The sequence below is a fragment of the Neobacillus sp. YX16 genome (genome assembly GCF_030123505.1).
Classification (GTDB): Bacteria; Bacillota; Bacilli; order Bacillales; family Cytobacillaceae; genus Neobacillus.
On sequence record NZ_CP126115.1, the window covers coordinates 1,754,697 to 1,781,545 of the forward strand.

A 26,849-nucleotide genomic window follows, 5' to 3' on the forward strand; every position below is an offset into this window, starting at 1 on the left:
AAATTGTTTATCTTTATTATGATTTAATTGTAAAATAGAAATACAAGAAAGTAAAAACATTATTGTAAAAAAAGAGAACTTTTTACGTTTAAAGGATGAGAAAATGGATTTCAAAAGCGAATTGAATAAAGAACTAGTACTGGATACAGTGAATAAGAAAATCCAAAAAATTATTTTTGATATAATATTTCAGCATCTCTAGGATATGGTTTATGTGATGAAGGTGGAAGAGGGTCCTTCTTTTCGATATCTGTTTGTTAACGAGGCGGGTTTGAAAAAAGCAAACCTTTCACTAGATGTAATAGCAGCAAGTGGAGTTCCTTAAGAAAGCTAATTGCCATAAAACTCAGGGATATTATTTTTCAATGCCTATCCCTGTAAAAGAGCTAGAGGAAAAGTTTTTATTAAATTAACACTTTAATGAAAATAGAAGTAATAATTAAAAAATCCTTGCACATTAGTGGGTAAGGATTTTTTAATCTGTTTCCGTTGAAATCAAGGTAAAAACCGTCAATTCTGGTTTTGCCATGAACCGAAAAGGGAGTCGTGTTGTGCCAATCCCTCGATTTACATATAACGACAATGGATTAATCTCACCAATGGAATAATACCCTTCAGGATAATTTTGTGCAAAAGGCGGAATGACAAGAGCCCCCACGAAAGGGATTTTTACCTGACCTCCATGACTATGTCCGCTTAACTGCCAATGTATTTGATAAGTTGAGGCTTCATCGGCAACATCAGGAGCGTGAGATAACAGTAGATTAAACGAGTTATCTGGTATATGTTTCATGGCTAATTGTAAATCAGGTCTGCCTAGCATTCGATCGTCTATACCTAATAGAGAAATAAAACTTCCATCCTTTTGCTTAATAGGGAGGGATTCGTTTAATAGGAGAGTGAAATTGGACATTTCCATTAGATTTTTATAAATTTCTGAACCATAGCCTCCATGGTCATGGTTTCCGTATATACAATATTTACCAATTGTTGCCTTTAATTGCTGTAAAATAGGCGGAACTTTATTTATTTCGTTATATTTATTTGGCTCGTCCAATAAGTCTCCTGTGAAAAAAATTAAATCAGGCTGAAGTTGATTAATTTTATCAACTAATTTCTTTAATTGTTTTAAATTGTAATGAAAACCTAAATGAGTGTCACTAAATTGGACAATTTTCACTCCATTAAAACTAGTAGGAATTAAGGGGTGCTTGATTTCAATGTGATTTATTTCGAGAAGTGAAGGTTCAATTCTATTAGCATAGAAGTAACCGCCTGAACCTAGACCAAAAACAGTTAGCAGTGTACCAAAGGTACTTTTCAGGAAAGATCTCCTTTTCATTTTTTTAGGCATAATGTTATAACCAACCCATCTCCAATTATTTTCTGTGTAAAAGTAGAGTCATTCGTATTTTCTTTAAAAATGGTCGATTTTGCAAGCGAAAAGGCAGAATGAATTTTTATATAAAAAGGTATACAATAGTTCATATTCTAAAATAAATAAAAAATTCCTATTAAAAAGCAGCCTTTTGGCTGCTTTTGTATGTCGCGTCTGCATATTATTTATAACTTACTGCCCGGCTTTGAAGTGCTTTCCAGGAAGCGATAAAATTTTCTTTTCCAACTCTTACTTGTTTTCTGCCAGAAAGCGGGTCATTCAAGTAAACATAATTTGCATCATAACCCACTAGGACAACAGCATGCAAATCCAATGGTGTTTTAATAACTTGCTGTCCGTGGTACCAAGACTCCCAGCGATCAGGTAATCGATAATCTCCTGTTGTCCAAACCACTACAGGGTAACCAGCAGAAACGTGCTCTAAAACTCGTTCAAAGGGCTGGTTTGTTAAGTTAACAGCTCTGCCAGGAAGTTTTTGATTAACCAGTGCTTCCATTGGTTTGTCGAATACTGCATAACCTGCCTGCTTACCGGTCATATCTCCAACAAAACCATCTGCAGGGTTGCCCCAATTTAATATATCACCATTAGAAGATCTTTTGATAGGGTCTGGATCTTTCTGAATGGAGCGATACAAATCCATTTTGTCTGTTTTCACACCTGCAAAGTTTAAAACCATGGCAAGGCTTGTCACTTCACATCCATATCTTAACTCAGGATTTTGTTTAATTAAAGCAACATCCAGCATCATTGAATCCTTTTTAGCTGGTTGTGATACTGGCTGTTTTACGATTGTGTTTGAAATTGTCTGCTTTTTAATTTCACTATTAGTGGTGGTATTTTTAGTTTTTTGAATTTCAGGTTTCGGTACTTGTTCATATATTTCTGTGTAGTTTTGCTTATCTGGCTCCTTAGAAACTGTTTCATCTGCATTATTACATCCAAACAGTGGAAGGATTGATACTAACAAGCAAAATTTTTTCAATTGTTATCCTCCATTCATATGGACTTGGTTCTATCATTCGGAAGTTTCGAGTTGCCTATGATGGTATTCTTTTGGAAAAGAACATGATGTGCAAGTTGAGCGTATTGTATATAAGGGTATGGTATAATGAGGAAAATCTTTTTTGCGGAGGGTGCTTGAATGGATGCATTGGATATCCTAACGGATCTTGAAAATGTCATTCCTTATTTTCAACCAATTTTTAGTGCCGATGAGCAGCGTGTAATTGCTTATGAGGTTTTAGGTAGATATCAATCAGATGGCAGCATTATCAGCTTGGGCAGCTTTTTCCATGATGATAGTATTCCAGACGAATACAAATTCGAAGTTGACCAATTGTTAGTTCAAAAATCGTTAGAACGTGCATTTGATCTTGAAGATGATGTTAGTATCTATTTGAATCGTGATGCCGATTTACTCATGTATCGACATGGAGAGCCATTTTTACAAGAACTGCTGGCTTTTGAAAAAAGAGGCTTGAATTTAAAGAGAATAGTCCTTGAAATTTCTGAAGGAAATTATAAGGGTGATTTTGGTCAATTAGATCATTTACTACAATATTATCGAACGTATGGGATAAAAGTTGCTATTGCAAGTATAAATAGTGACACAAATTTCTTTGAACGAATTGGCCAATTAGGTCCTGAAATTATTAAGATAAATTTACGTGCTTTAAAATCTAATGCAACGGCTGCAAGCTTTACGGATGTTTTATTTTCCTTATCATTATTAGCAAGGAAAATCGGAGCCACATTACTTTTTGAAAATATTGAAATGAGTTACCAGCTTCAATTTGCATGGAAAAATGGCGGGAGATATTATCAAGGATTTTATCTGCATCCCCCTGCCCCGGAATTTATTGAGCGTGAATTACTAAAACAGCGTTTAAAAGGGAAATTCCATGACTTTATCGCATATGAAAAAAGGAAACTGGAAGCAATATATTCAGCAGCAGAATATTTTCAAAATAAAGTACAAGATATATTAATTAAGAATAAAAAGGCAAATTATGAAGAGTTGTTTACTTCGCTCATAAAAGAAATGGATCAAATTGCCTTTCGAATGTATGTATGTGATGAAGATGGTTTTCAGAAATCCTCGAATATTTTAAAGGGTGAGAGCGGCGGCTGGTATTCCCAAAAAGAATATATTGAAAAGAATTGGAGCTGGCGTCCCTATTTTTTAGAAAATATCATTAAAATGAGAAATGAGCGCAAGGGGATATTATCTGATTTATATAGTGATATCGAAACCGGAGAGACCATCCGAACTTTCTCCATTCCTATAAACGGAAGTGATTACTTATTTATTGATATTACCTATCAGTATTTATTTGAGAATGACCAATTGTTATAACTTATCTAGTATAGAATGGTTCATACGGTGGAATTTTAATAGAAACATTATTAAAGGAGAAATCGCTCATGAATCTGTTTGTTAATGCCCTATCCATAGTTATTGTTGGAATTCTTGCGGTTTCGCTTATCTATACATTGTCAGTGGCCAGACAGAAAAAAGCAGTTGAAGGAGATTTGGATACAAAAATAGCTGAGCCAGTACAAAGACATATTTATATGAGCAATCCGATTTTTTGGGCATATGGTATATTTTTTACCTTAGTTCTGTTTATCATCCTTTTTGTTGCAATCACTTTTAGGGCCTCATAGAGGCCTATTTTTTATCAAGATTTTTCGGGGACTCTCCTTAGATATGCAAATAATTGTAGGTTAATGTCTAATACTGATATTTTTTTTTACGATTTATTTTTGCGATTATTAGGAATATTTTTATTAAAATGAAAAATAAAATAACCTAAGATTTTTACCGTGAGGAGGAAAGGGAAAATGAAGAAAACTTTACTATTACTTCTTGTCATCTTATTATTAATACCTTTGTCTCCTACGGCAAAAGCAAATCTAAGTACTAAAAAAGAGATATTTAGCATGATCCAGGGAGCCTTTCAAGTTCAGGTCTCTCTGAGTGAACGGACTAGAACAAAAGAAGAAATCAATGATTTATTAAATCCCTACTTTTCAAAAGCTTATCAAAAGTTGTTTTGGAAAGAGAACGTTTTTGAAGAAAAAGGGAAATTTATTACATATGGTTCGGATTTTGCACTTTTTTATATTCCCTTTTTTCACTATTCGGATAAGTCAAAAGTAATCTTTTCACCCGAAAGCATTTATGTTTTTGAATTTTTCCCTGCCACGACAGATGGTCCAGTTGGCTGCGAAGATCATTTAGAGGGGGTATTATTAAGAAAAGTGGATGGAGGATGGAAGGTGGACGAATATTTGTATAATAATATCCCTGATAGCATTTTGAAGAAAGCAAATATAAGTAAATAAAAAAAAGTTTCCATTTTCTTCACTTTTACATGGACAGATGCGGTCTGTTATTTTATTCTTTTAATATTGGCATATTCACCAGATGAAATTATGCTGGAAAAAATCCATAAGGATAGAAATATGCCAAAGGAGAAACATAACAGTAGAAAGTTTGCTTGTGTTTGAAAGGAGATGGAGCATATGTCACAGCTTCAAGGGATATTAACACGGTTAAAAAACCTTCAGGAACAGTCTAATGGAGGTGAGCCGGCACAACGCTATTTTGAAGTAAATGGCGATAGAAAGTGTCAAGTAACATTTCATCCAAAAACAGAAACCTTTGAATTAGAAATATATAATGAAAAGGAAAAGCCAAAACGCTATCAATTTGATAATGTAGACATGATTACAATTGAAATTTTTGATTTAATTCAATAGGAGCCGGCAACGGTTCCTTATTTTTTCCTTTTTAACGTCATTTCTTATTTATTACTTTTTCATAAAAAAAACCAGTTCTCCGAAAACTATGGTAGAATATACATGTGGTAAAACAAACATTGAGGAGTTTTCGGCGATGATTAGTCTTCACAGTGGTGAATTTTTAGAAATAGATATACGAAAATTAATGATACCTTCTGAGCGGGTAGCTCATGTGCAAGTTGGAAATAATCTAGAGCATGCACTATTAGTCCTTACTAAAAGTGGATATACAGCAATACCCGTACTTGATCCGCATTATAAACTACATGGTCTTATTAGCACTCCTATTATAATGGATTCAATTCTTGGACTTGAAAGGATTGAGTTTGAACAATTAGAAAAAAAAAGAGTGGAAGAGGTTATGAATCATTCTGTTCCACGAGTAAAGATTACGGCATCAATTAAAACCTGTCTTAGACTCTTAGTAAACCATCCATTTCTTTGTGTTGATACGGAAGATGGTTATTTTGAAGGAATATTGCCTCGAAGTACAGTGTTAATGCAATTGAATTTGGACGTAAACAAGATGAATAAAAGTGAGAAATAAGGCTCCCATAAGGGGGCTGTATTATTTTATTGAGAAACATGAGGTGTAATAATGGCTAATCCATTTACCAAATCTAAGAGAGGAAGGACGAATAGACCACTTGTACTAGCAGCCGTAATGCTAGCAATGTTTATGGGAGCGATTGAAGCAACGATTGTTTCAACTGCCATGCCTGCTATTGTTGCTGACTTAGGTGGCTTTACTCTCTACAGCTGGGTCTTTTCAGCGTATCTATTAATGAATGCGGTAACAGTCCTGATTTATGGGAAATTATCTGATCTTTTCGGTAGAAAACCGATTCTCTTTATTGGAATCACTATCTTTTTAATTGGCTCCATCCTCTGCGGCTTTGCAACTTCGATGGAAGCACTTATTATTTTTCGATTAATCCAAGGGTTTGGGGCAGGTGCTGTTACTCCAATTGCAACCACTATTGTTGGTGATATTTACTCTGCCGAGGAAAGAGCAAAAGTTCAGGGGTATTTAGCAAGTGTATGGGGAATTTCTGCTGTTACGGGACCAGCAGTAGGTGGATTACTCGTTCAATATGTAAGCTGGAATTATGTTTTTTGGATCAATATTCCTCTTGGGATTCTTTCTTTGATTGGTATAGGATTCTATCTTCACGAGAACGTTGAAAAGAAAAAACATGAAATTGATTACATAGGTGCATTCCTATTAACTCTGTCTATTTCCTCATTAATGTTTTTGTTAGTGGAGGGCGGGGGACGATGGTCTTGGGGCTCTTGGCAAATAGTCAGCTTGATTGTCTTATTTATTGTAACGATTGGTCTGTTTGTCTATCACGAAGGCAGGGCGAGTGAACCTGTAATGCCTTTTAATATTTGGAAGGAACGACCTATTTTAATTGCGAATGTAACTTCTTTAACTACGGGTATTATGTTAATAGGAATTTCAAGTTTTCTTCCCACCTTTGTTCAAGGGGTAATGGAACAAACACCAATTGTTGCTGGATTTACATTAACAGCTATGTCCATTGGCTGGCCAATTGCTTCGACGCTTTCTGGAAGGATGCTTATTTCATTGGGATACCGTAAAACCTCCCTTATTGGAGGTGTTGCCTTAATTATCGGGAGTATAGTATTTGTAACAATGACAGGCTCTTCTGGGCCTCTATGGGCTGCCTTAGGGTCACTTATAGTTGGTTTTGGAATGGGTTTGACCTCAACTGCTTTTATTGTCTCCATCCAAGCAACCGTAAGCTGGCAGCAAAGAGGAATCGCAACAGCAGCCAATATGTTTATGAGGAATTTAGGAAACACAATTGGGGCCGCCTTACTTGGTGGAATTCTTAATAATAGGCTGGGCAATTTTCTTAGTGATAACTCCAATCAATCTGAGGAAAAACTAACCGTGGATTCTGCAAACCTTTTATTAAAGGAAGATGAGCGCTCCAATTTATCTGAATCAGCTCGGGAACTCCTTCAGGAAGGGTTGACTCAATCATTACATTGGGTATATTATGTTGTTCTTACCTTTGCACTTGTGAGTTTAATCCTGATTTCATTTATTCCTAAACATAAAAAGGGCTCTGCTTCGTGATGATGCAGAGCTATTTTTTCTGAAAAAAAGAAAGCTAATTAATGAAATGTTTTAATATTCTATATATAATAAGAAATGCGGATGTTTAATAATGCATAAAGGTGGATGGTTTTGTCCTCAATATCTGAATTTCACTTATTATCTGTATTAGCCCAAGAAATGAATATGCGAAAAGCTTCGGAGAGGCTATTCGTATCTCAGCCGGCGCTTTCTCAGCGTCTGCAAACGATAGAGAAAGAGTGGGGAACAAGAATTTTTATCCGCTCTCAAAAAGGACTGTCACTTACCCCAGCCGGAGAACAAGTCATTCAGTTTGTAAATGAGGTGCTGGTTAAAGAAGAAAAGGTCCGGGAAAGTATCCATTCTCTTCAATCGGGGGTATCAGGAACCTTAAAGATTGCAGTTGCTTCGATTGTAGGTCAAAATTGGCTGCCACCCGTTTTAAAAAAGTATAGTGATACCTATCCGCAAGCAAAAATCTCACTCATAACGGGGTGGAGCAGTGAAATATTGAAAAGTCTTTATGATGATCAAGTACATATTGGAATCATTCGAGGTTTGCCAGATTGGAAAGGGGTTAAAATCAAACTTTTTAGCGACCCGCTTTTCTTGGTGGATAGAGACATTACCAGACCTGAACAGCTGTTAGAAACGGATAGGCCCTTCATCCAATTTAAAAGTGATTCTAATTATTATCAAGAAATTCAGGATTGGTGGATGCGTCAATTCAAAACTTCACCTAAAAGAACGATCATTGTTGATCAAATAGAGACATGTAAGCAATTAACCTTCAATGGATTAGGATATTCTATCTTACCAGGTATTACGTTGAATAACACCGAAAAGGAAATTTACAAAATTCCGTTACTTGATGAAAATGGTGATTCCCTTAAACGTGATACATGGTTATTAGCATATGAGTCTTCCTTTCAGCTTAAACAGGTGCAGGCATTTGTGGATCTGATTAAAGAACATAGCAGTCATAGCAGTTAATGCTTGTTATTCATTTTTCTTGTTTTCAACACTTTTGTTTGATAAAGTAAATTTTAATTCTAGTTGGAGGTAATACTTATGAAAATGATGGATGCAAATGAAATTATTTCTTTTATTCAAAACAGTAAAAAATCAACACCTGTAAAGGTTTATGTAAAAGGTGACTTAGAAGGTATCGATTTTGGAAGCAATTCTAAAACTTTTATTAATGGAAATACCGGTGTGGTTTTTGGTGAATGGTCAGATATTAACCCTGCGTTAGAATCAAACCAAGGAAAAATTGAAGATTACGTAGTTGAAAATGATCGCCGCAATTCAGCGATTCCATTACTAAATACTAAAAATATTAATGCTCGAATCGAACCGGGAGTTACGATTCGTGACCAGGTAGAAATTGGGGATAATGCGGTTATCATGATGGGTGCAGTTATTAATATTGGCGCTGTTATTGGTGAAAAAACAATGATCGACATGGGTGTTGTTCTTGGTGGCAGAGCTACCGTTGGGAAGAACTGTCATATTGGTGCTGGGACCGTTTTAGCTGGTGTTATCGAGCCGCCATCCGCACAACCTGTTATAATCGAAGATGATGTTTTAATTGGTGCAAATGCAGTGGTATTAGAAGGTGTTAGAGTTGGACAAGGCTCGGTAGTTGCTGCTGGTGCAGTAGTTACGAAGGATGTTCCTCCTTATACAGTTGTAGCTGGGACCCCTGCAAGGAAAATTAAGGATATCGATGAGAAGACAAAATCAAAAACCGAAATTATGCAAGAACTTCGCCAACTATAGAATTATGACAAAGGAGCGTGGATAATTTCCACGCTTTCTTTCTAGTATAGGAGTGGACAAGAATGAACCCTTTTGTTAAGATTCGACGAGAACTTCATCTCATACCAGAATTAGGATACCAAGAATATAAAACACAAGCATATTTGTTATCATATTTAGAAACCTTATCACAGGAGCGAGTATCCATAAAAAAATGGAAAACAGGACTTTTTGTTAAGGTTAAGGGTTTTCATCCTAGAAAAGTAATCGGCTATCGTGCCGATATTGATGGTCTGCCGATTGTTGAAGAAACAGGATTAGAATTCTCTTCAACACATCAGGAACAAATGCATGCCTGTGGTCACGACTTTCATATGAGTATCGCTCTTGGTGTTTTAACACACTTTGTACAAAATCCAATTGAGGATGACCTTCTATTTATTTTTCAACCTGCTGAAGAGGGGCCAGGCGGTGCAGAACCAATGCTAAAATCCGACATCATGCAGGAATGGAAGCCGGATATTATTTTTGCCCTCCATATCGCACCCGAATATCCTGTCGGATCTATTGCCTTAAAAGAGGGATTATTATTTGCAAATACATCTGAGTTGTTTATTGACCTCAAAGGCAAGGGTGGACACGCAGCCTATCCACATCTAACAAATGATATGGTGATTGCGGCCTGTTCACTTGTAGGTCAGCTGCAAACAATCATATCACGTAATGTAAATCCATTAGATAGTGCAGTGATTACCATTGGCAAAATTACTAGCGGTACTGTGCAGAATATTATTGCTGAAAAGGCAAGACTTGAGGGGACCATAAGAACACTATCTGATGATTCAATGGATAAGGTCAAACAACGAATCAATGCTGTCGTGAAAGGGATAGAAACCAGCTTTGATTGTGAAGCCCTTATTGATTACGGGTCCATGTACCACCAGGTATACAATAATGAGAATATTACAAGAGATTTCATTCAATTTATGAAGGAACAGACCAATATTGATGTTATTGAATGCAGTGAAGCCATGACCGGTGAAGATTTCGGTTACATGTTAAAGGAAATACCCGGTTTAATGTTTTGGCTGGGAGTGGATTCCCCGTATGGTCTCCACCATGCTAAATTAAATCCAAACGAAGAAGCAATAGAAGTCGCTATAAATATTCTCACCAGTTATCTAACATTTAAAGGAAATTGATGATAATTTCCGCAAGATAGGCGTATTATTTTATTCTTTTGTCTGTAAATGTTAAACTGAAAATTAGAAAAGATTGTTACATATCGTCGTTTATTCTTTATGTAAAAAGGGTAAACCAATGAAGGAACTAATTAATCATTTGGAGGGATTAACATGCCAGAACGTATGGTAGCAAAGCAAGCACCTAGATTTGAAATGGATGCAGTCTTGCCGAACAAAGAATTTGGAAAAGTAAGCCTTGAAGAGAACATCAAAAACGACAAATGGACTGTTTTATTCTTCTATCCAATGGACTTTACTTTTGTTTGTCCAACAGAAATTACAGCAGTTTCAGATCGTTATGAAGAATTTGATGATCTTGATGCAGTTGTAATTGGTGCTTCTACTGATACTATTCATACACACCTTGCTTGGATTAATACAGACCGCAAAAACAACGGTCTTGGTGAACTAAACTATCCGTTAGCAGCAGATACCAACCATGTGGTTGCTCGCGACTACGGTGTCTTAATTGAAGAAGAAGGTATTGCGCTTCGCGGCTTATTCATCATCAGCCCAGAAGGTGAATTAATGTATTCTGTAGTTAACCACAACAATATTGGCCGCGATGTAGATGAGACATTACGCGTACTTCAAGCACTACAAACTGGCGGGCTTTGCCCAGCTAACTGGAAGCCAGGGCAAGCAACTCTTAATGCTTAATTAATACTGAAAAATATAAAGATGAAGGCCTAACAATTTGAGTTAGGTCTTTTTTAAAAAGGAGATACGTCATGAAATTACGTGAGCCAATGCCAGAATTATCTGGAGCAGTGGAATGGTTAAATGGGGAAGTTACAAAAGAGGATTTAGTTGGAGAGAAACCAACTCTGATCCATTTCTGGTCCGTCAGCTGTTACTTATGTAAAGAAGCTATGCCGCAGGTTAATCAATTCCGGGATCAATATAAAGATAAATTAAATGTTGTGGCTGTTCATATGCCAAGGTCTGAAGAGGACTTAAATATGGAGCAAATTAAAAAAGTAGCCGCAGAACATGGAATTAATCAGCCTATTTTTGTTGATAGTGAACATAAACTTGCTGAGGCATTTGAAAATCAATATGTTCCTGCTTATTATGTATTTGACCGTGAGGGGAAACTTCGCCATTTCCAAGCAGGCGGCAGCGGCATGAAAATGCTCGAAAAGAGAGTTAACCGTGTATTAGACGAATTAGAGAAAACAGAATAAGTGTGATACAGGTGACTGTTCGTTTTTCAACGAGCGGTCTTTTTTATTTTTATGTAACTATATGAACTTTCTATCGTCGATATTAATAAATAGACAAAAGGGGGTAAGTTACATGAAAAAAATGGTGAGATTACTTGCTTTGATATCTCTATGTCTTTTCCTAGCTGCTTGCAGTTCTAACAGTAAAAGTGAAGAAGCGAAGATAAGCAGTGACCAAAGTGCGGAAATGGATTCAGGACGGGCTGATATGGGAGAAAAATCACAAGTAGCATTAGATAATAGTACAAAACAAGAGGCAGCAGCGCAGGCGGAATTAGAGGTCACTAATCAAATGGTCATCTATCAAGCAGATTTACAGCTTCGGGTGAAAAAGTTTGAACAAACTATACAAAACATAGAAGCTCAAGTAGTTAAGTATGGCGGCTATATCTCTGAGTCTAATGTTTCAAAAGATGGAGTAGAGCAAGTTAGTGGACGAATCACCGTTCGGATACCCCAAAAGAATTTCCAAGCCTTTTTGCATGATGCTGAGGGTCAGGCAGCTGAGGTCCTACAGAGAAATATTACTGGAATAGATGTAACCGAAGAGTTTGTCGACCTGGAGTCCAGGCTAAAGTCCAAAAGAGTAGTAGAAGAACGGTTAACCTCATTCATGAAAACAGCAGAGAAAACAGAAGATCTTTTAAAGATTTCAGCTGACCTTGCTACAGTACAAGAGGATATTGAAACGATACAAGGGAGAATGAAATATCTAGAAAATCAAACCTCACTTTCAACCATCCATATTTCGCTTTATGAAAATAAAGTCATCGTGCCTAATCTTGAAGATGAAGATCTTAATACTTGGGATAAAACAAAAAAACAATTTATGAAAAGTACTAACATGCTATTAGCCGCTATTTCAGGTTTTATTGTTTTTATCTTTGGTAATCTACCTATTTTAGGAATCATAGCAATAGCTGCTGTTTTCATCATGCTATATATCAAGAAGGTTCGGAAAAGAAAAGACAATAACTAAATTAGTACATTCAACTAAATTGGATATGCTAAAATGAAAATGGATAATTGATTTTTGTGGGGGAATAGTAGTGAGGAAGAATTTTGCAGTAATAGGATTAGGTCGATTTGGCGGGAGTATTTGCCGAACTCTTTCTGATGAAGGTTTTGAGGTGCTCGCAATTGATAAAAACGAAGAAAGAGTAAATGCATACGCCATGATTGCCTCTCATGCTGCTGTCGGAGATACAACGGATGAGGCAGTCCTAAAGAGCCTCGGTATTCGAAATTTTGATCATGTAATCGTCGCAATCGGTGATGATATTCAATCGAGTATTTTAACCACTTTGATTTTAAAGGAGCTAGGAGTAACTCATATTACCGTTAAAGCCCAGAATGATTATCATGAAAAAGTACTTGTGAAAATTGGTGCAGATAAAGTTGTTCATCCTGAAAGAGATATGGGTAGAAGAATTGCTCACAATATGGCTTCCAGCAGTGTGTTAGATTATCTAGAGTTATCCGATGAACATAGTATTGTTGAAATTGTAGCAAACAGTAAGATAAGCGGTCATACCATCATTGATTTAGACATTCGAAAGAAATATGGGTTAAATATTGTTGCGATTAAAAGAGGCATGGATATCATCGTGTCTCCAAAGGCAAATGAAGATATCCAAGCGAATGATGTATTAATTGTTATTGGTACCGATGAAGACATCGATCGGTTTGAGAGAAAGGTAATGCAATAAGAAAAGCGGAAGCGCCTTGCCTAGGGGCGACAGGCATAAGACGAGCCGGCGAGAAGGTGGGTTTTTACCTTCTTGACGGATTGGCTTATGACCCCGAGCCCCTAGGCGCTGCAACTAGACAATGAGAAAAGCGGAAGCGCCTTGCCCAGGGGCGACAGGCATAAGACGAGCCGGCGAGAAGGTGGGTTTTTACCTTCTTGACGGATTGGCTTATGACCCCGAGCCCCTAGGCGCTGCAGCTAGACAATGAGAAAAGCGGAAGCGCCCTTTATAGGCGCTTCCGCATCATCCTTATGAGTGATCACATCATCACTTTTAATAAGATTACTGGCTCTCATCATTTTAAAATTGATAAAAAGACAACAAAAAAAGAGGAAACGCCTAAGAGGCGCTTCCTTTTTCTTATACTTCCATAATAATAGGTAAAATCATTGGTCTGCGTTTTGTTTTTTCGTAAAGGAATGGTGCTAAGGTATCAGTAATTTCATTTTTAATTTCTGACCATTGACTTGTTTTTCGTTCCATTACTTTATTTAAATGCTTCGTAATCAGATTTTGAGCGTCGTTAATTAAATCACCAGATTCTCTCATATAGACAAACCCTCTAGAAATAAGATCAGGTCCTGAAGCGATTTTAAAGTCTTTCATATTAATACTGACCACCACAACGACCAATCCTTCTTCTGAAAGGATTCTCCTGTCACGTAAAACAATATTCCCAATATCGCCAATACCGCTTCCATCAATATAAACGGAGCCGGAAGGGATTTTCCCTGCTACTTGCGCACTGTTCTCAGAAAGAGCTAATACTTCACCATTATCCATGATAAAACAATTTTCTTCTTCCACACCACAGTCGACAGCAAGCTTGGCATGCATTCTTTGCATTCTATATTCACCGTGAATCGGCATAAAGAATTTTGGCTTTATTAATCGCAGCATTAACTTTTGTTCCTCTTGACCACCGTGACCGGAGGTGTGAATGTTGCTTAGTTTCCCGTGAACAACTTCAGCTCCTGCTCTAAATAACATGTTGATGGTCCGGTTTACACTGATCGTGTTCCCTGGAATAGGTGAAGATGAGAATACCACTGTATCGCCCGGGATAATTTGTATTTGTCTGTGAGTGCCATTAGCAATTCTAGATAAGGCTGCCATAGCTTCGCCTTGGCTTCCAGTACAAAGAATTGTAACTTTATCTGCAGGAAGTCGATTAATTTGATTCGCTTCAATAAATGTCTCTTTTGGTGCAACAATATATCCTAATTCTTGACCTATATTAATGGCTGATTCCATGCTTCGACCAAAAACGGCTACTTTTCTTCCATTTGCAACTGCAGCCTCCACAACTTGTTGCAGCCTATAGATATTAGATGCAAAGGTTGCGAATATAATCCGGCCAGAGACCTTTCGGAAAATATCATCAATGCTTTCACCAACAAGTCTTTCAGACATTGTGAATTCAGGAATTTCGCTGTTTGTACTATCTGAAAGTAAGCACAATACGCCTTCTTTACCGATTTCTGCCATCTTCGTTAAATTAGCAGGTTCACCTACCGGTGTAAAGTCGAATTTAAAGTCCCCTGTATGAACAACTTGTCCTGGAGGTGTCTTTACGACAATTCCATAAGAATCAGGAATACTGTGTGTTGTTCGGAAAAAAGAAACAGACGTTTTGCGGAATTTTATCACATCGTCTTCTTGAATGGGAATTAGTTTTGCAGTCCTTAAGAGACCATGCTCTTCTAGTTTATTTTTAATTAATCCTAAAGCAAGTTTCCCGCCATAGATTGGAATATTTACTTCTCTCAGTAAATAAGGAATCCCGCCAATATGGTCTTCGTGTCCGTGAGTAATAAATAATCCTTTTATCTTGTCTTCATTTTTTACTAAATAAGTGTAATCCGGGATGACATAATCAATTCCTAATAGCTCGTCTTCTGGAAATTTAATTCCAGCATCGATTAATATTATTTCATCCTGAAATTGTACTGCATATGTGTTTTTTCCAATTTCGCCCAAACCACCTAAGGCAAAAACGGCTGTTTGGTCATTTTTTACAAATTTCATAAATTATCAAATCTCCAATACTTTATAATCTTCATTTTGTTGTTCATATTCTAAAAATGCTCCTGTCACTTGTTGTACTAATTCAACGTTATATCCCCGATCTGCAATTTTCTTGCGGACATCTCTAACAGATTCTCCCTCCACATAGAGAACCTTTGTTTTTTCTCTTACAGGGACTTCGGTAATTCTTTCTTGAAAATAAACTTTAAATACCATAATAAATCGCTCCTTAATCGATCGTGACTTTTTCTATTATATTAAATAATTACATTTTTTTCATTTAATTTCACTTTTCGCCTAAAAAGTAAGCATTTGGGCTTATAGAAAAATATGTAAATAAATACGCTGATAATCAATTTACAATAAGGAATGAGCCCTTCGCAAGTTTGAAGGGCTCGAAAAAAGTTGTTGTTAAGCAATTGATTTTTTTCGTAGTAAATCTTTCCACTGTTTTAAGAGCTTCTTTCTTAGCTTCTTTAACATAGTGGATCATCTCCTTACTTCCTATTTTAAACGATCCTTGTCCAATGTAAAGCAAGCCATGATAGATATTGTAGATTTTTTTTTATTTAGGGATTTTTATACTAATATTATATGGAATAAACAAGAAATCTTTCATGGATAAACATGGCAGAATGAAGAAAGTTTAATAAATTGACATTTATTCTTGTTATGATTAGTGTTTATTAAAGAAATTATTGTCAAGCTTAATCATAATTGAAAAAGCAAAGAGGAGTTAGAATTATATGAAAAAAATTGTTTTCTTTGATATAGACGGAACATTGCTTGATCAAGAAAAAAAACTCCCAAGGAGTACAAAAAAAGCAATCCAATTATTAAAGGAGAATGGTGTATTTGTTGCGATTGCAACCGGTAGAGCGCCATTTATGTTTACAAGCTTAAGAAAAGAACTGGATATAGATTCTTATGTGAGTTTTAATGGGCAATATGTTGTATTTGAAAACGAAGCGATTTATAAGAATCCGCTGAAACAATCTGAGTTAGAAAGATTTCAACTGGATACAAAGACGAACGAACATCCTTTGATATTTATGAATGAATTAACCATGAAGGCTACTACCCATTACCATCCATATATTGAAACTAGTATGGGCAGCTTATTATTTCCACATCCTGATGAGGACAGATCTTTCTTTATCGACAATGAGATTTACCAATCCTTACTTTTTTGCAAAGAGAACGAGGAAAAGTTCTACTTTGAAAATTTCCCTGAATTTGATTTTATAAGATGGCATCCCTATTCAGTTGATATTTTACCTAAAGGTGGATCTAAAGCTGAAGGGATAAAGAAAATGATTGACAGATTAGGGTTTGACTTGAAAGATGTTTATGCATTTGGTGATGGCTTGAATGATTTAGAAATGCTTAAAGCGGTTGGAACTGGAGTTGCAATGGGGAATGGTGTTCACGAGGCTAAGGCACTTGCAAATTTGGTTACTACCGATGTATCGGAAGATGGGATTTGGAATGGATTGAAGGAATTACAACTCATTTAAATAGTAAAAAAGCGCAAGAGCCAGAGAGCACTTGCGCCTTTTTTATCTTTCGATTGCGATTGCACCCTCAATTGGTTTAAAAGGGTCTTTTTTATTAATATGATCATAAAACATAATTCCGTTTAAATGGTCAATTTCATGTTGAAAGCAAATGGCTGGGAGACCCTTTAAGCGAAGCTTCACCTCTTCTCCTTCTAGCGAAATTCCTTTCACGGTAATTCGAGCAAACCTCTCTACGTAGCCTGGAATGTCTTCATCTACAGAAAGACAGCCTTCCCCAGAAACTAAATAGGCTTTTTCGACTGAATGGCTGACAATTTTGGGATTATACAATCCGTAACTATACAAGCTTCCTTTGTCGTCATGAAGGTGAATGGCAATCATGCGCTTGGAAACGTTTATCTGTGGTGCTGCTAAACCGATTCCAGGCCGTAATCCATAGTGTAAAGAAACCTCAGGATTTTGACTATTCTTTACATATTCTAAAAGGCTTTCAAGTATTTTTCTGTCTTCCTCCGATGGCGGCATGGGTACTTCAATTGCTACTTTTCTTAGTGTAGGATGGCCGTCTCGAATGATATCATCCATCATTAACATGATTGATTCACTCCTGTTTATAAACTAAAGATATTGATATTCATTAGTCTATCAGACTATTCCTCAAAAGTTAATTGTAAGTATCAACAATTATTCTGATTCATGTTAGAGAATTTTCAATGGATATTGTCAAAAATAAGAAGTATAGATATAGTAGGAATTGTAATCAGTAAGGGGGTTGCGACTTGTCTATTATTAGAATTACACGCATTATTTTAGCGGTAGTAATTGGTGGTTTCTTATTAACTGGCTGCATTAGCAATGAGTCTTCAACTGAAAAGCTGTATCAAGTGTTAGAAAATGTTGTGGATGCAGAGAAAGAATTTGAAGAGCAGCAAGAACCGCTAGTAGAGTTGGAAAGGCAAGAAAAGGAAATTTACAATGAAATTATGACTTTAGTGATGAAGCAGCATGAAAAGATTGTCACACTTTCTGACGAAGCTCTTTCGATTATTGAAAAAAGGAAAAACCATTTACAACTGGAAATTGACAGTATAAATGCTTCTGAAACGGAATTTAAGAAAGCTGAAGAAATAATAAGTAATATAAAAAATTCTGAACAAAAGAATAAAGCAGAAGATTTATCGAAAATAATGAAGAAAAGATACCAATTACATAATAGGCTTTCAAAGGAATATTCAAGTGCGCTAGATCGTGATAAAGAATTATATCTAATGCTTAAAGAGGAAAGTATTTCTTACGACAAGCTTGAAGCACATGTTGCGGATTTAAATTCTACCTATCAAAAGGTACTGGATGCAAATGAAGAATTCAATGATTTAACAGCACAATATAATGAGAAGAAGCTTAAACTTTACAAAGAAGCAGGTCTAAATCTAAATGATGAGAAGTAAGAAAAAAGTCGGCTGCCATGGTCGATTTTTTTTTGCATAAATGAAAATATATTGATATAACAGAATAAAGTGGTGAGTGATACAGAGGTTTAAAGTAACATTTAGTTATTACTGTAGAAATGTTGAAAAATAATAAAACATAGTATTTGACGAGCGTATTTAGATGATGTAAACTCAATATGGAATTATTTATTGTACCATTAATTTTTTTAAAAGTAATAGTACAGAACGACAGACGATTATAGTAAATAATCGTTTATGTTGTTTAAGGTTTTTGGGTAATCTAATACGAGTGAATTTATTTTTACATTTTTGTAATGAAAGAAAGGAAGATGTGACGAATGGCTTCTAAAACTCAGAACGCTCAAGTCGATGCTAAAAAAGTACTTGAAGTAGTAGAAGATCAATTTACAACGCTTCAAATTTTAAATGAAGAAGGCGAAGTTGTTAATGAAGCAGCAATGCCAAACCTAAGTGACGAGCAGCTGCAGGAATTAATGCGCCGAATGGTATATACACGAATTTTGGACCAACGTTCGATTTCATTGAATCGCCAAGGACGTCTTGGTTTTTATGCACCAACTGCAGGACAGGAAGCATCACAATTAGCTTCACAATTTGCGCTTGAAAAAGAGGATTTTATATTACCTGGTTATCGTGATGTACCGCCAATCGTATGGCATGGTCTTCCGTTATACCAAGCATTTTTATGGTCCAGAGGCCATTTCGAAGGCGGACAGATTCCTGATGGAGTAAATGTTGCTATCCCTCAAATTATTATTGGTGCTCAGTACGTACAAACAGCAGGTGTTGCATTAGGCATGAAAAAACGTGGAGTTAAAGCTGTTGCTCTTACATATACAGGCGATGGCGGAACCTCTCAAGGTGATTTCTATGAAGGAATGAACTTTGCAGGAGCTTTCAAAGCGCCAGCTATCTTTATTGCTCAAAATAACCGTTTTGCTATCTCGACTCCTGTTGAAAAGCAAACCGCAGCTAAAACACTTGCTCAAAAAGCGGTTGCAGCTGGTATTCCTGGTATCCAAGTAGACGGTATGGATGCATTAGCAGTGTATGCAGCAGTTAAAGAGGCACGTGAACGTGCAGTTAACGGTGAAGGACCTACGTTTATTGAAACTTTAACATATAGATATGGTCCACATACAATGGCCGGAGATGATCCAACTCGTTATCGTACAGCAGAGCTCGATAATGAATGGGAAAAGAAAGATCCGCTTGTACGTTTCCGTAAATTCCTTGAAAAGAAAGGTCTTTGGAATGAGGAAAAAGAAAATGAAGTAATTGAGCAGGCAAAAGAAGATATTAAAGAAGCACTTAAAAAGGCAGATGCTGCCTCTAAACAAAAGGTGACTGATCTAATCTCTATTACTAGCACAGATTTACCTTATAACTTAGAAGAACAATATGAAATATATAAAGCAAAGGAGTCGAAGTAAGCCATGGCTCAAATGACTATGATTCAAGCAATTACAGATGCAATGCGTGTAGAACTGAAAAATGATCCGAATGTATTGGTATTCGGGGAAGATGTTGGCGTAAACGGCGGTGTTTTCCGTGCAACGGAAGGGCTACAAAATGAATTTGGTGAAGATCGTGTATTTGACACACCACTTGCAGAATCAGGAATTGGCGGTTTGGCAGTTGGTCTGAGCTTACAGGGCTTCCGTCCCGTTCCGGAAATCCAATTCTTTGGCTTTGTTTATGAAGTAATGGATTCTATTTCTGGTCAAGCGGCTCGTCTTCGTTATCGAACTGGAGGCAAATTCAATGCTCCAATAACATTCCGTTCACCATTTGGAGGGGGCGTACATACTCCAGATATGCACGCAGATAGCTTGGAAGGCTTAATGGCACAACAACCTGGCTTAAAGGTAGTTATTCCGTCAACACCTTATGACGCCAAAGGTTTACTAATTTCATCTATTCGCGATAATGATCCAGTTATTTTCCTTGAGCATATGAAATTATACCGTTCTTTCCGTCAAGAAGTTCCTGAAGGTGAATATACAATTCCACTAGGAAAAGCGGATGTGAAACGAGAAGGTACAGATATTTCGATTATTACTTATGGTGCGATGGTTCATGAGTCATTGAAAGCAGCTGAAGAATTAGCAAAAGAAGGCTTTTCAGCAGAAGTTATTGACTTACGTACGGTTAGCCCAATCGATATTGAAACAATCATTGCTTCTGTTGAAAAAACAGGGCGTGCAATTGTGGTTCAAGAAGCACAAAAGCAAGCTGGTGTTGGGGCAAATGTTGTGGCTGAAATTAGTGATCGTGCTATTTTAAGTTTAGAAGCACCTGTATTGCGTGTAGCAGCGCCAGACACTATTTATCCTTTCCCACAGGCTGAAGCAGCTTGGCTTCCAAACTATAAAGATGTAATTGAAACAGCTAAAAAAGTATTAAATTTCTAATGAAAGATGGGGAATAGGATTCCTGTTTCCCGCTTTTTCTTGTATTTGAACGTTCGAAAATATGCATAAATAGGAGGATGAATCGCAGTGAGCGCAACCGCAACCACATTCCAATTTAAAATGCCTGACATTGGTGAAGGTATTCATGAAGGCGAGATTGTTAAATGGTTCATAAAGCCAGGTGATAAAGTCCAAGAAGATGATATCCTTTGCGAAATCCAAAATGATAAAGCAGTCGTTGAAATTCCATCTCCTGTTGAAGGATCTGTTATTGAAGTGAAAGTAGCAGAAGGAACTGTAGCTACTGTAGGACAGGTTCTAGTAACATTTGATGCTCCAGGATATGAAAACCTGCAATTTAAAGGTGACGAACATACTGAAGAGGCACCGAAGCAAGAAACAGCAGCACCAGCTGCTGCAGTGCAAGATGCTCCTGTAACACCACCACCGGCACCACCTGCTTATGGTATTGGTGTGACACAACCACAAGGACAAGTGGAAGTAGACCCTAATCGCAAAATTATTTCTATGCCATCAGTTCGGAAATATGCCCGTGATAAAGGTGTGGAAATTACACAAGTTCCTGGCTCAGGTAAAAATGGCCGCATCGTGAAAAGTGATATTGATGCATTCTTAAGCGGCGGTGCAACTGCAGGAGCACCACAAGCGGCAGAAACTCCAGCACCAGCAGCTGCTCAGGCAGAGGCGGCTCCAAAAGCTGCTCCAATTCCACAAGGTGAATATCCTGAAACTCGTGAGAAGATGAGCGGAATTAGAAAAGCAATTGCAAAAGCAATGGTAAATTCAAAACATACCGCACCACACGTAACACTTATGGATGAAATCGATGTAACCAAACTTGTTGCACATCGTAAAAAATTCAAAGAAGTTGCAGCGGCTAAGGGTATCAAGTTAACCTTCTTACCATACATCGTAAAAGCGTTAACTAGTGCATTACGTGAATTCCCTGCATTAAATACATCACTTGATGATGCAACAAGTGAAGTTATCCATAAGCACTACTATAATATTGGAATTGCAGCGGATACGGAAAAAGGATTATTAGTACCAGTTGTTAAAGATGCAGACCGTAAATCCGTATTTACGATTTCAAATGAAATCAATGAATTAGCTGGAAAAGCACGTGATGGCAAACTGGCTCCTAATGAAATGAAGGGGGCATCTTGTACGATTTCAAATATTGGTTCTGCTGGCGGACAATGGTTTACACCTGTTATCAACCATCCTGAAGTAGCCATCCTTGGTGTAGGTAGAATTGCAGAAAAACCAATCGTACGTGATGGTGAAATCGTAGCTGCTCCTGTATTAGCATTGTCATTAAGCTTTGACCACAGAATGATTGATGGAGCGACTGCTCAAAATGCGTTAAATCATATTAAACGATTATTGAACGATCCAGAACTATTGTTAATGGAGGCGTAATAAATGGTAGTAGGAGATTTTCCAATAGATACAGACACTATAGTCATAGGCGCTGGTCCCGGCGGATATGTGGCTGCTATTCGTGCAGCGCAGTTAGGTCAAAAAGTTACGATTGTTGAAAAGGAATATATTGGCGGAGTTTGTTTAAACGTAGGTTGTATTCCGTCAAAAGCAGTAATTGCTGCTGGACACCGATACGAAGTTGCGAAGCACTCTGATTCATTTGGAATTACAGCTGAAAATGTGAAAGTTGATTTTTCAAAGGTTCAAGAATGGAAAGCTGGAATTGTAAAGAAATTAACTGGCGGTGTCGAGGGGTTATTAAAAGGAAATAAAGTTGACATCGTTCGTGGCGAAGCATACTTTGTTGATGGTAATTCATTACGAGTGATTGGCGAAAATTCTGCCCAAACATACAACTTCAAAAATGCAATTATTGCATCAGGCTCTCGTCCAATTGAGCTGCCAACATTTAAATACTCAAAACGAGTACTAAATTCAACTGGTGCATTGAATCTACAAGAGGTTCCAGAAAAAATCGTAGTCATCGGCGGCGGTGTCATCGGAATAGAACTTGGCGGTGCCTATGCAAATTTTGGTACCCAAGTAACAATCTTAGAGGGTGCGGATGATATCTTAGGCCTAGGAGTTTTTGAAAAGCAAATGGCTGCCCTTGTTAAGAAAACAATGAAGAAAAAAGGTGCTGAATTCTATACGAAGGCCATGGCTAAGGGTGTAGAAGAAACTGAAAATGGTGTGATTGTAACCTTTGAAGTTAAAGGCGAAGAAAAGAAAATTGAAGCAGATTACGTATTTGTTATGGTTGGACGTCGTCCAAATACGGATGAAATGGGACTTGACCAAATTGGTGTGAAGGTCACTGACCGTGGATTGATTGAAATCGACAATCAATGCAGAACTAGTGTCTCTAATATTTATGCAATCGGTGATGTTATTGCAGGTCCTCAATTAGCTCACAAAGCTTCTTATGAAGGGAAAATCGCGGCAGAGGCGATAGCAGGTCATAATGCTATAATTGACTATTTAGGTATCCCTGCAGTAGTTTTCTCAGATCCTGAACTTGCTAGCGTAGGTTATACCGAAGCGCAAGCAAAGGAAGAAGGTATTGAAGTTAATTCTGCAAAATTCCCATTTGCAGCAAATGGCCGTGCTCTTTCACTAGACAGTGGAGAAGGTTTTGTTAAATTAGTTTCACGTAAAGAAGATGGTGTCTTGATCGGTGCGCAAATTGCCGGTGCAAGCGCATCTGATATGATTGCTGAATTAGGGTTGGCTCTTGAAGCAGGAATGACAGTCGAAGACTTAGCCTTGACCATTCATGCTCACCCAACATTAGGAGAAATCACCATGGAAGCTGCTGAAGTAGCAATGGGTACTCCAATTCATGTTTTAAAATAGCTAAAAAGAAAGTCCTTTCCGCTGATAATGGAAAGGACTTTCTTATTTTAATCGAATGATAAATTAATACTTCTGAGCATATATTTAAAGCACTACAATCTTTATTTTTAAGAAAAGATGTTGAGTGGTGATATAAAATGCGAATGTATGTTGTGATTATACTGCAATTAATAATATGGAGCGCTTTTACTCTGATTGAATGGATGTCGAAGCATGATCAACTACTATACAAAGTAATCATGTTTTTTGTGTTTTTTTATTTAGCCTTTGTCCTTTGTAACAGAGTTACCCAATCAACTGCAAAAACACTTTTTATTACATCTTTTAGCCTCATGATATATACTTCCATACACTATACACTCGCGCTTTTAATGCATTAAAAAAACTCCCGGGATGGGAGTTGGCCCTTTTATTACTTCCTTGGATAATAATACATGATTCTCTCATTAAAAAGGTGCAGCTCTCCTTGTAATTTCTTTGCAAGGAATTTGCTGAATTCATTTGCTTTCCCCTTATCACCGAACGTAGATTGTTCTGGAAGAGTAACTTGTATGTAGGTTTGAATTCTATCAGTACCATCTTCATCACGAATACTTTCCTGATCAACACCAATTAAGATTGCGTAATAGCGTTCATTAGTAGAATGTAAATAAAACCATTTTCCTTTTCCTTGATCTTTTTCTTTAATTACGTAAGGAAAAGCAGAGTCACCATATTCCCAATCAACTTGATTTCCTGTTTTACCAGTAATATCTTTATAATAATTTAAGAGTTCCTTTACTTCTTCTACAGAAATTGTTTGCTTTCTTGATGAAGGCACAAGTTTAATAAATGCGTTTTCAGCCATCTTCATCCCCCCTATGTCCCATTTGATCATTGATATCTTCTTTATTCTAGCATTGTAAAAACCATGGTGACAACATTAAGACACATAAATGTCATTTGTTTTATATGAAAAAATAAATTATAATAATATTCTAAATATTATTATAAAGAGGAGGATACTTATGGAATTATTTGACAAGCTCTATGATGAACATGAAAATGTAAAAGTTAGGTTTATTGGATTTACCACTGAACATACTCGTTATGATTTTGGGATTATTTACACAAACATGTTTTTTGGAAAACCCCTAGTTGTCTGCATGCAAACAGGCCGTTCTACTCTCCTCGACCCTAAGGAAATTGAAGATATTGAATACCTTCAAAATGTTTTCCGGATTCCAGATAAACAACAAGCTGCAGATTTGGCTGAATTCTTCAGTGATACCCTCCCGCAAATCCCATTTGTTACCCAATATGAATAATTTGAAAGAAAAAGACCTATTTATAGGTCTTTTTTGTTTGAAAATAATTAAATGTGACATACAATTTGGGCTTGATATTTCCAATGTGTTATATTATTATTGAATTAACGATAATAAAACGTTTTCAATGTAATGAACATTTCAAAATGAAAAGGGGATTGAAAATAATGGGTACAATCGTATGCCAGGCTTGCGACTCAACAATTGATCATTTCGAAGATGAAAAAGTAACAGTTCTCTATTCAAGATGTAATTGTTGCGACGGTCATCATTCAGAAGAAGAACGATAAAAAATATCTTACTTAAAATAGAAACAGGATTCCTCAATGGAATCCTGTATTTTTATTTTATAGCCTTATATTCTTTAATTACACGGATGGTTTTGATTTCATCGTCCTCTGGCCCTTGAACAGGCAAACCAGCTTCGAGGTTTTCTCGAACATAGTGCAGGTTTTCTTTTGTGATGATTTCACCGGGAATGAAAATTGGAATTCCTGGAGGGTAAACCATAATAAATTCTGCAATAATTCTTCCTTCTGACTGTTCAAATGGAATAACTTCCGTATCTGCATAAAAAGCATCTCTTGGAGTTAATGCAAGAATAGGAATATCAGGAAGAAGGACTTGGATAGGTTCAAACTTTTCCTCTAGGTGTTCTCGTTCCTGGGCAAGGTCTTTTAACGCATTTACCAAAATTTCGCCTTCTAAATCTGTATCGCCAATTGTAATGATACAAAGAATGTTATAAAGGTCAGACATTTCTACTTCAATATTGTGTTTCTCACGTAACCACTTTTCGACCTCATAACCAGTTAATCCTAATTCTTTTACAGAGATAATTAATTTGGTTGGATCATAATCAAAAGTTGCTTTTGAACCTAATATTTCTTCCCCAACACAATGTAGATGATCTATTTCATTAATTCTTTTTCTAATTGATTGTGCAAGATTAATTGTATTATCAATTAATTCTTTTCCTTTAGTTGCTAATTGTTTTCTAGCAACGTCAAGGGACGCAAGTAATAAATAGGAAGTTGAAGTCGTAGTTAGCATACTTAGAATTGCTTGAACGTGCTTTGCCGAAACAAGGCCTTCTTTTACGTTTAATATAGAGCTTTGTGTCATTGATCCACCGAGTTTATGGACGCTCGTTGCAGCCATATCAGCACCGGCCTGCATGGCAGATAGAGGCAAATCATCGTGAAAATGAATATGAACCCCATGTGCTTCATCCACAAGGACTGGAACATTATGTGAGTGTGCAATTTCAACTATTCTTTTTAAATCTGCCGAAATTCCAAAATATGTCGGGTTAATCACAAGGATAGCTTTTGCATCTGGATGTTGATTTAGTGCTTTTTCAACGGAATCAGTTGTGATTCCATGAGATATACCTAGATCCTCATCAATTTCCGGATGAATAAAAACAGGGATTGCGCCGGAAAAGACTATTGCAGACATGATTGATTTATGAACGTTCCTCGGTACAATGATTTTATCCTCAGGTCCACAAACAGCCATGATCATAGCAATAATCGCACCGCTCGTACCTTGGACTGAAAAAAAGGTTCTATCTGCACCAAATGCTTCAGCTGCCAAATCCTGTGCTTGCTTAATTATACCTTTTGGCTGATGAAGGTCGTCGAGTGGACCGATATTTATGAGGTCAATCGATAAGGCATTATCACCAATGAAATTTCTAAAATCAGGATCGATTCCAACACCTTTTTTATGACCAGGGATATGAAATTGGACAGGATTCTTTTTTGCATGTTCTAATAAACCGCTAAATAACGGTGTTTGGTTTTGAGACAATTTATTTCCACACCTCTTTATATAAAAATTGCTTTTAGATAAATACAAAACAAATGAATTATAGCACTAATACCAGTGCTTGCATAGAAATTTGTGTAAATGTTAAACCACTTTTTATAGTGTTAAGTTA

At 36.7% G+C, this 26,849-nt stretch carries 28 protein-coding genes; 21 read left to right on the forward strand and 7 right to left on the reverse strand.

The genetic code is table 11. The annotated features are described in order from the left end of the window. Positions 1–475: 475 nt before the first annotated feature. Positions 476–1,354: a metallophosphoesterase gene (locus tag QNH48_RS08635; RefSeq protein ID WP_283954575.1), complete on the reverse strand. Its 879-nt coding sequence runs from the start codon at positions 1,352–1,354 to the stop codon at positions 476–478. A gap of 205 nt (positions 1,355–1,559) precedes the next feature. Further along, positions 1,560–2,384 (reverse strand): C39 family peptidase, encoded by an 825-nt coding sequence (locus QNH48_RS08640; protein WP_283954576.1) that lies wholly within the window; start codon positions 2,382–2,384, stop codon positions 1,560–1,562. Between the two features lie 159 nt (positions 2,385–2,543). Between QNH48_RS08640 and QNH48_RS08645 the strand changes: the two genes are divergently transcribed. The 13 genes from QNH48_RS08645 (at position 2,544) to QNH48_RS08705 (ending at position 13,259) form a co-directional block, all read left to right on the forward strand. Further along, on the forward strand, positions 2,544–3,758 hold the full coding sequence (locus tag QNH48_RS08645) for an EAL domain-containing protein (RefSeq protein WP_283954577.1): 1,215 nt from the start codon (positions 2,544–2,546) through the stop codon (positions 3,756–3,758). A gap of 68 nt (positions 3,759–3,826) precedes the next feature. After that, positions 3,827–4,069 (forward strand): hypothetical protein, encoded by a 243-nt coding sequence (locus tag QNH48_RS08650; protein ID WP_283954578.1) that lies wholly within the window; start codon positions 3,827–3,829, stop codon positions 4,067–4,069. Between the two features lie 177 nt (positions 4,070–4,246). Next, positions 4,247–4,750, forward strand: coding sequence for a DUF3993 domain-containing protein (locus QNH48_RS08655; RefSeq protein WP_283954579.1), 504 nt, complete (start codon positions 4,247–4,249; stop codon positions 4,748–4,750). Between the two features lie 180 nt (positions 4,751–4,930). After that, on the forward strand, positions 4,931–5,167 hold the full coding sequence (locus QNH48_RS08660; RefSeq protein ID WP_095247824.1) for a YkuJ family protein: 237 nt from the start codon (positions 4,931–4,933) through the stop codon (positions 5,165–5,167). A 136-nt stretch (positions 5,168–5,303) separates the two neighbouring features. Beyond that, complete coding sequence (cbpB, locus tag QNH48_RS08665) at positions 5,304–5,756, forward strand: cyclic-di-AMP-binding protein CbpB (RefSeq protein WP_095247823.1); 453 nt, start codon at positions 5,304–5,306, stop codon at positions 5,754–5,756. A 51-nt stretch (positions 5,757–5,807) separates the two neighbouring features. Then, the gene (locus QNH48_RS08670) at positions 5,808–7,319 is read left to right on the forward strand and encodes an MDR family MFS transporter (protein WP_283954580.1); all 1,512 of its coding nucleotides are present in this window, start codon (positions 5,808–5,810) and stop codon (positions 7,317–7,319) included. Between the two features lie 111 nt (positions 7,320–7,430). Then, a complete protein-coding gene (locus QNH48_RS08675; protein ID WP_283954581.1) occupies positions 7,431–8,312 on the forward strand; it encodes a transcriptional regulator CcpC in 882 nt (293 codons plus the stop codon). Between the two features lie 78 nt (positions 8,313–8,390). Beyond that, the gene (dapD, locus tag QNH48_RS08680) at positions 8,391–9,101 is read left to right on the forward strand and encodes a 2,3,4,5-tetrahydropyridine-2,6-dicarboxylate N-acetyltransferase (protein WP_095247820.1); all 711 of its coding nucleotides are present in this window, start codon (positions 8,391–8,393) and stop codon (positions 9,099–9,101) included. Positions 9,102–9,163: 62 nt separating this feature from the next. Next, positions 9,164–10,282, forward strand: coding sequence for an N-acetyldiaminopimelate deacetylase (locus tag QNH48_RS08685; protein WP_283954582.1), 1,119 nt, complete (start codon positions 9,164–9,166; stop codon positions 10,280–10,282). Positions 10,283–10,435: 153 nt separating this feature from the next. After that, positions 10,436–10,984 carry a peroxiredoxin gene (locus QNH48_RS08690; RefSeq protein ID WP_095247818.1) on the forward strand — a complete coding sequence of 183 codons (549 nt, stop codon included), beginning with the start codon at positions 10,436–10,438 and terminating at the stop codon, positions 10,982–10,984. Positions 10,985–11,055: 71 nt separating this feature from the next. After that, a complete protein-coding gene (locus tag QNH48_RS08695; protein WP_095247817.1) occupies positions 11,056–11,511 on the forward strand; it encodes a TlpA family protein disulfide reductase in 456 nt (151 codons plus the stop codon). A gap of 112 nt (positions 11,512–11,623) precedes the next feature. Continuing rightward, positions 11,624–12,529, forward strand: a complete 906-nt coding sequence (locus tag QNH48_RS08700) for a DUF4349 domain-containing protein (RefSeq protein ID WP_283954583.1) — start codon at positions 11,624–11,626, stop codon at positions 12,527–12,529. 70 nt (positions 12,530–12,599) lie between these two features. After that, positions 12,600–13,259: a potassium channel family protein gene (locus tag QNH48_RS08705; protein ID WP_283954584.1), complete on the forward strand. Its 660-nt coding sequence runs from the start codon at positions 12,600–12,602 to the stop codon at positions 13,257–13,259. Between the two features lie 402 nt (positions 13,260–13,661). On the opposite strand, the gene rnjA is transcribed toward QNH48_RS08705, so the two are convergent. Next, positions 13,662–15,329: a ribonuclease J1 gene (rnjA, locus tag QNH48_RS08710; protein WP_095247814.1), complete on the reverse strand. Its 1,668-nt coding sequence runs from the start codon at positions 15,327–15,329 to the stop codon at positions 13,662–13,664. A gap of 6 nt (positions 15,330–15,335) precedes the next feature. Then, positions 15,336–15,545: a DNA-dependent RNA polymerase subunit epsilon gene (locus QNH48_RS08715; protein WP_095247813.1), complete on the reverse strand. Its 210-nt coding sequence runs from the start codon at positions 15,543–15,545 to the stop codon at positions 15,336–15,338. 530 nt (positions 15,546–16,075) lie between these two features. Here QNH48_RS08715 and QNH48_RS08720 point away from each other — a divergent pair. After that, positions 16,076–16,846, forward strand: coding sequence for a Cof-type HAD-IIB family hydrolase (locus tag QNH48_RS08720; protein WP_283954585.1), 771 nt, complete (start codon positions 16,076–16,078; stop codon positions 16,844–16,846). A 42-nt stretch (positions 16,847–16,888) separates the two neighbouring features. On the opposite strand, the gene def is transcribed toward QNH48_RS08720, so the two are convergent. Beyond that, complete coding sequence (def, locus tag QNH48_RS08725) at positions 16,889–17,443, reverse strand: peptide deformylase (protein WP_283954586.1); 555 nt, start codon at positions 17,441–17,443, stop codon at positions 16,889–16,891. A gap of 185 nt (positions 17,444–17,628) precedes the next feature. Between def and QNH48_RS08730 the strand changes: the two genes are divergently transcribed. The 5 genes from QNH48_RS08730 to lpdA all read left to right on the forward strand — a co-directional run bounded on the left by QNH48_RS08730 (position 17,629) and on the right by lpdA (position 23,597). Then, positions 17,629–18,297 carry a YkyA family protein gene (locus QNH48_RS08730; protein ID WP_283954587.1) on the forward strand — a complete coding sequence of 223 codons (669 nt, stop codon included), beginning with the start codon at positions 17,629–17,631 and terminating at the stop codon, positions 18,295–18,297. 341 nt (positions 18,298–18,638) lie between these two features. Continuing rightward, positions 18,639–19,754, forward strand: a complete 1,116-nt coding sequence (gene pdhA, locus QNH48_RS08735; RefSeq protein WP_095247809.1) for a pyruvate dehydrogenase (acetyl-transferring) E1 component subunit alpha — start codon at positions 18,639–18,641, stop codon at positions 19,752–19,754. 3 nt (positions 19,755–19,757) lie between these two features. Further along, entirely contained in the window at positions 19,758–20,735 is a 978-nt protein-coding gene (locus QNH48_RS08740) for an alpha-ketoacid dehydrogenase subunit beta (protein ID WP_095247808.1), read from the forward strand. A 120-nt stretch (positions 20,736–20,855) separates the two neighbouring features. Further along, entirely contained in the window at positions 20,856–22,178 is a 1,323-nt protein-coding gene (locus tag QNH48_RS08745; protein WP_283955720.1) for a dihydrolipoamide acetyltransferase family protein, read from the forward strand. 3 nt (positions 22,179–22,181) lie between these two features. Continuing rightward, entirely contained in the window at positions 22,182–23,597 is a 1,416-nt protein-coding gene (gene lpdA / locus QNH48_RS08750) for a dihydrolipoyl dehydrogenase (RefSeq protein ID WP_283954588.1), read from the forward strand. A 412-nt stretch (positions 23,598–24,009) separates the two neighbouring features. Here lpdA and QNH48_RS08755 read toward each other — a convergent pair whose 3' ends face one another. Then, positions 24,010–24,444, reverse strand: a complete 435-nt coding sequence (locus QNH48_RS08755; protein ID WP_283954589.1) for a DUF1885 family protein — start codon at positions 24,442–24,444, stop codon at positions 24,010–24,012. Positions 24,445–24,604: 160 nt separating this feature from the next. Here QNH48_RS08755 and QNH48_RS08760 point away from each other — a divergent pair, with 160 nt between their 5' ends. Both QNH48_RS08760 and QNH48_RS08765 read left to right on the forward strand, forming a co-directional pair. Beyond that, positions 24,605–24,904: a DUF3055 domain-containing protein gene (locus QNH48_RS08760; RefSeq protein ID WP_283954590.1), complete on the forward strand. Its 300-nt coding sequence runs from the start codon at positions 24,605–24,607 to the stop codon at positions 24,902–24,904. Positions 24,905–25,071: 167 nt separating this feature from the next. Further along, on the forward strand, positions 25,072–25,194 hold the full coding sequence (locus tag QNH48_RS08765) for a GapA-binding peptide SR1P (protein ID WP_095247803.1): 123 nt from the start codon (positions 25,072–25,074) through the stop codon (positions 25,192–25,194). Between the two features lie 52 nt (positions 25,195–25,246). Here QNH48_RS08765 and QNH48_RS08770 read toward each other — a convergent pair whose 3' ends face one another. Further along, a complete protein-coding gene (locus QNH48_RS08770) occupies positions 25,247–26,719 on the reverse strand; it encodes an aminotransferase class I/II-fold pyridoxal phosphate-dependent enzyme (protein ID WP_283954591.1) in 1,473 nt (490 codons plus the stop codon). Positions 26,720–26,849 lie beyond the last annotated feature (130 nt).

Bases quoted from the DNA above. Each gene is read 5' to 3' on its own strand.
- QNH48_RS08635 (WP_283954575.1), bottom strand. From the start codon at position 1,354: ATGCCTAAAAAAATGAAAAGGAGATCTTTCCTGAAAAGTACCTTTGGT.
- QNH48_RS08645 (WP_283954577.1), top strand. From the start codon at position 2,544: ATGGATGCATTGGATATCCTAACGGATCTTGAAAATGTCATTCCTTAT.
- QNH48_RS08650 (WP_283954578.1), top strand. From the start codon at position 3,827: ATGAATCTGTTTGTTAATGCCCTATCCATAGTTATTGTTGGAATTCTT.
- QNH48_RS08655 (WP_283954579.1), top strand. From the start codon at position 4,247: ATGAAGAAAACTTTACTATTACTTCTTGTCATCTTATTATTAATACCT.
- QNH48_RS08660 (WP_095247824.1), top strand. From the start codon at position 4,931: ATGTCACAGCTTCAAGGGATATTAACACGGTTAAAAAACCTTCAGGAA.
- cbpB (WP_095247823.1), top strand. From the start codon at position 5,304: ATGATTAGTCTTCACAGTGGTGAATTTTTAGAAATAGATATACGAAAA.
- QNH48_RS08670 (WP_283954580.1), top strand. From the start codon at position 5,808: ATGGCTAATCCATTTACCAAATCTAAGAGAGGAAGGACGAATAGACCA.
- dapD (WP_095247820.1), top strand. From the start codon at position 8,391: ATGAAAATGATGGATGCAAATGAAATTATTTCTTTTATTCAAAACAGT.
- QNH48_RS08685 (WP_283954582.1), top strand. From the start codon at position 9,164: ATGAACCCTTTTGTTAAGATTCGACGAGAACTTCATCTCATACCAGAA.
- QNH48_RS08690 (WP_095247818.1), top strand. From the start codon at position 10,436: ATGCCAGAACGTATGGTAGCAAAGCAAGCACCTAGATTTGAAATGGAT.
- QNH48_RS08695 (WP_095247817.1), top strand. From the start codon at position 11,056: ATGAAATTACGTGAGCCAATGCCAGAATTATCTGGAGCAGTGGAATGG.
- QNH48_RS08700 (WP_283954583.1), top strand. From the start codon at position 11,624: ATGAAAAAAATGGTGAGATTACTTGCTTTGATATCTCTATGTCTTTTC.
- rnjA (WP_095247814.1), bottom strand. From the start codon at position 15,329: ATGAAATTTGTAAAAAATGACCAAACAGCCGTTTTTGCCTTAGGTGGT.
- QNH48_RS08715 (WP_095247813.1), bottom strand. From the start codon at position 15,545: ATGGTATTTAAAGTTTATTTTCAAGAAAGAATTACCGAAGTCCCTGTA.
- QNH48_RS08720 (WP_283954585.1), top strand. From the start codon at position 16,076: ATGAAAAAAATTGTTTTCTTTGATATAGACGGAACATTGCTTGATCAA.
- def (WP_283954586.1), bottom strand. From the start codon at position 17,443: ATGTTAATGATGGATGATATCATTCGAGACGGCCATCCTACACTAAGA.
- pdhA (WP_095247809.1), top strand. From the start codon at position 18,639: ATGGCTTCTAAAACTCAGAACGCTCAAGTCGATGCTAAAAAAGTACTT.
- QNH48_RS08740 (WP_095247808.1), top strand. From the start codon at position 19,758: ATGGCTCAAATGACTATGATTCAAGCAATTACAGATGCAATGCGTGTA.
- QNH48_RS08745 (WP_283955720.1), top strand. From the start codon at position 20,856: ATGCCTGACATTGGTGAAGGTATTCATGAAGGCGAGATTGTTAAATGG.
- lpdA (WP_283954588.1), top strand. From the start codon at position 22,182: ATGGTAGTAGGAGATTTTCCAATAGATACAGACACTATAGTCATAGGC.
- QNH48_RS08755 (WP_283954589.1), bottom strand. From the start codon at position 24,444: ATGGCTGAAAACGCATTTATTAAACTTGTGCCTTCATCAAGAAAGCAA.
- QNH48_RS08760 (WP_283954590.1), top strand. From the start codon at position 24,605: ATGGAATTATTTGACAAGCTCTATGATGAACATGAAAATGTAAAAGTT.
- QNH48_RS08765 (WP_095247803.1), top strand. From the start codon at position 25,072: ATGGGTACAATCGTATGCCAGGCTTGCGACTCAACAATTGATCATTTC.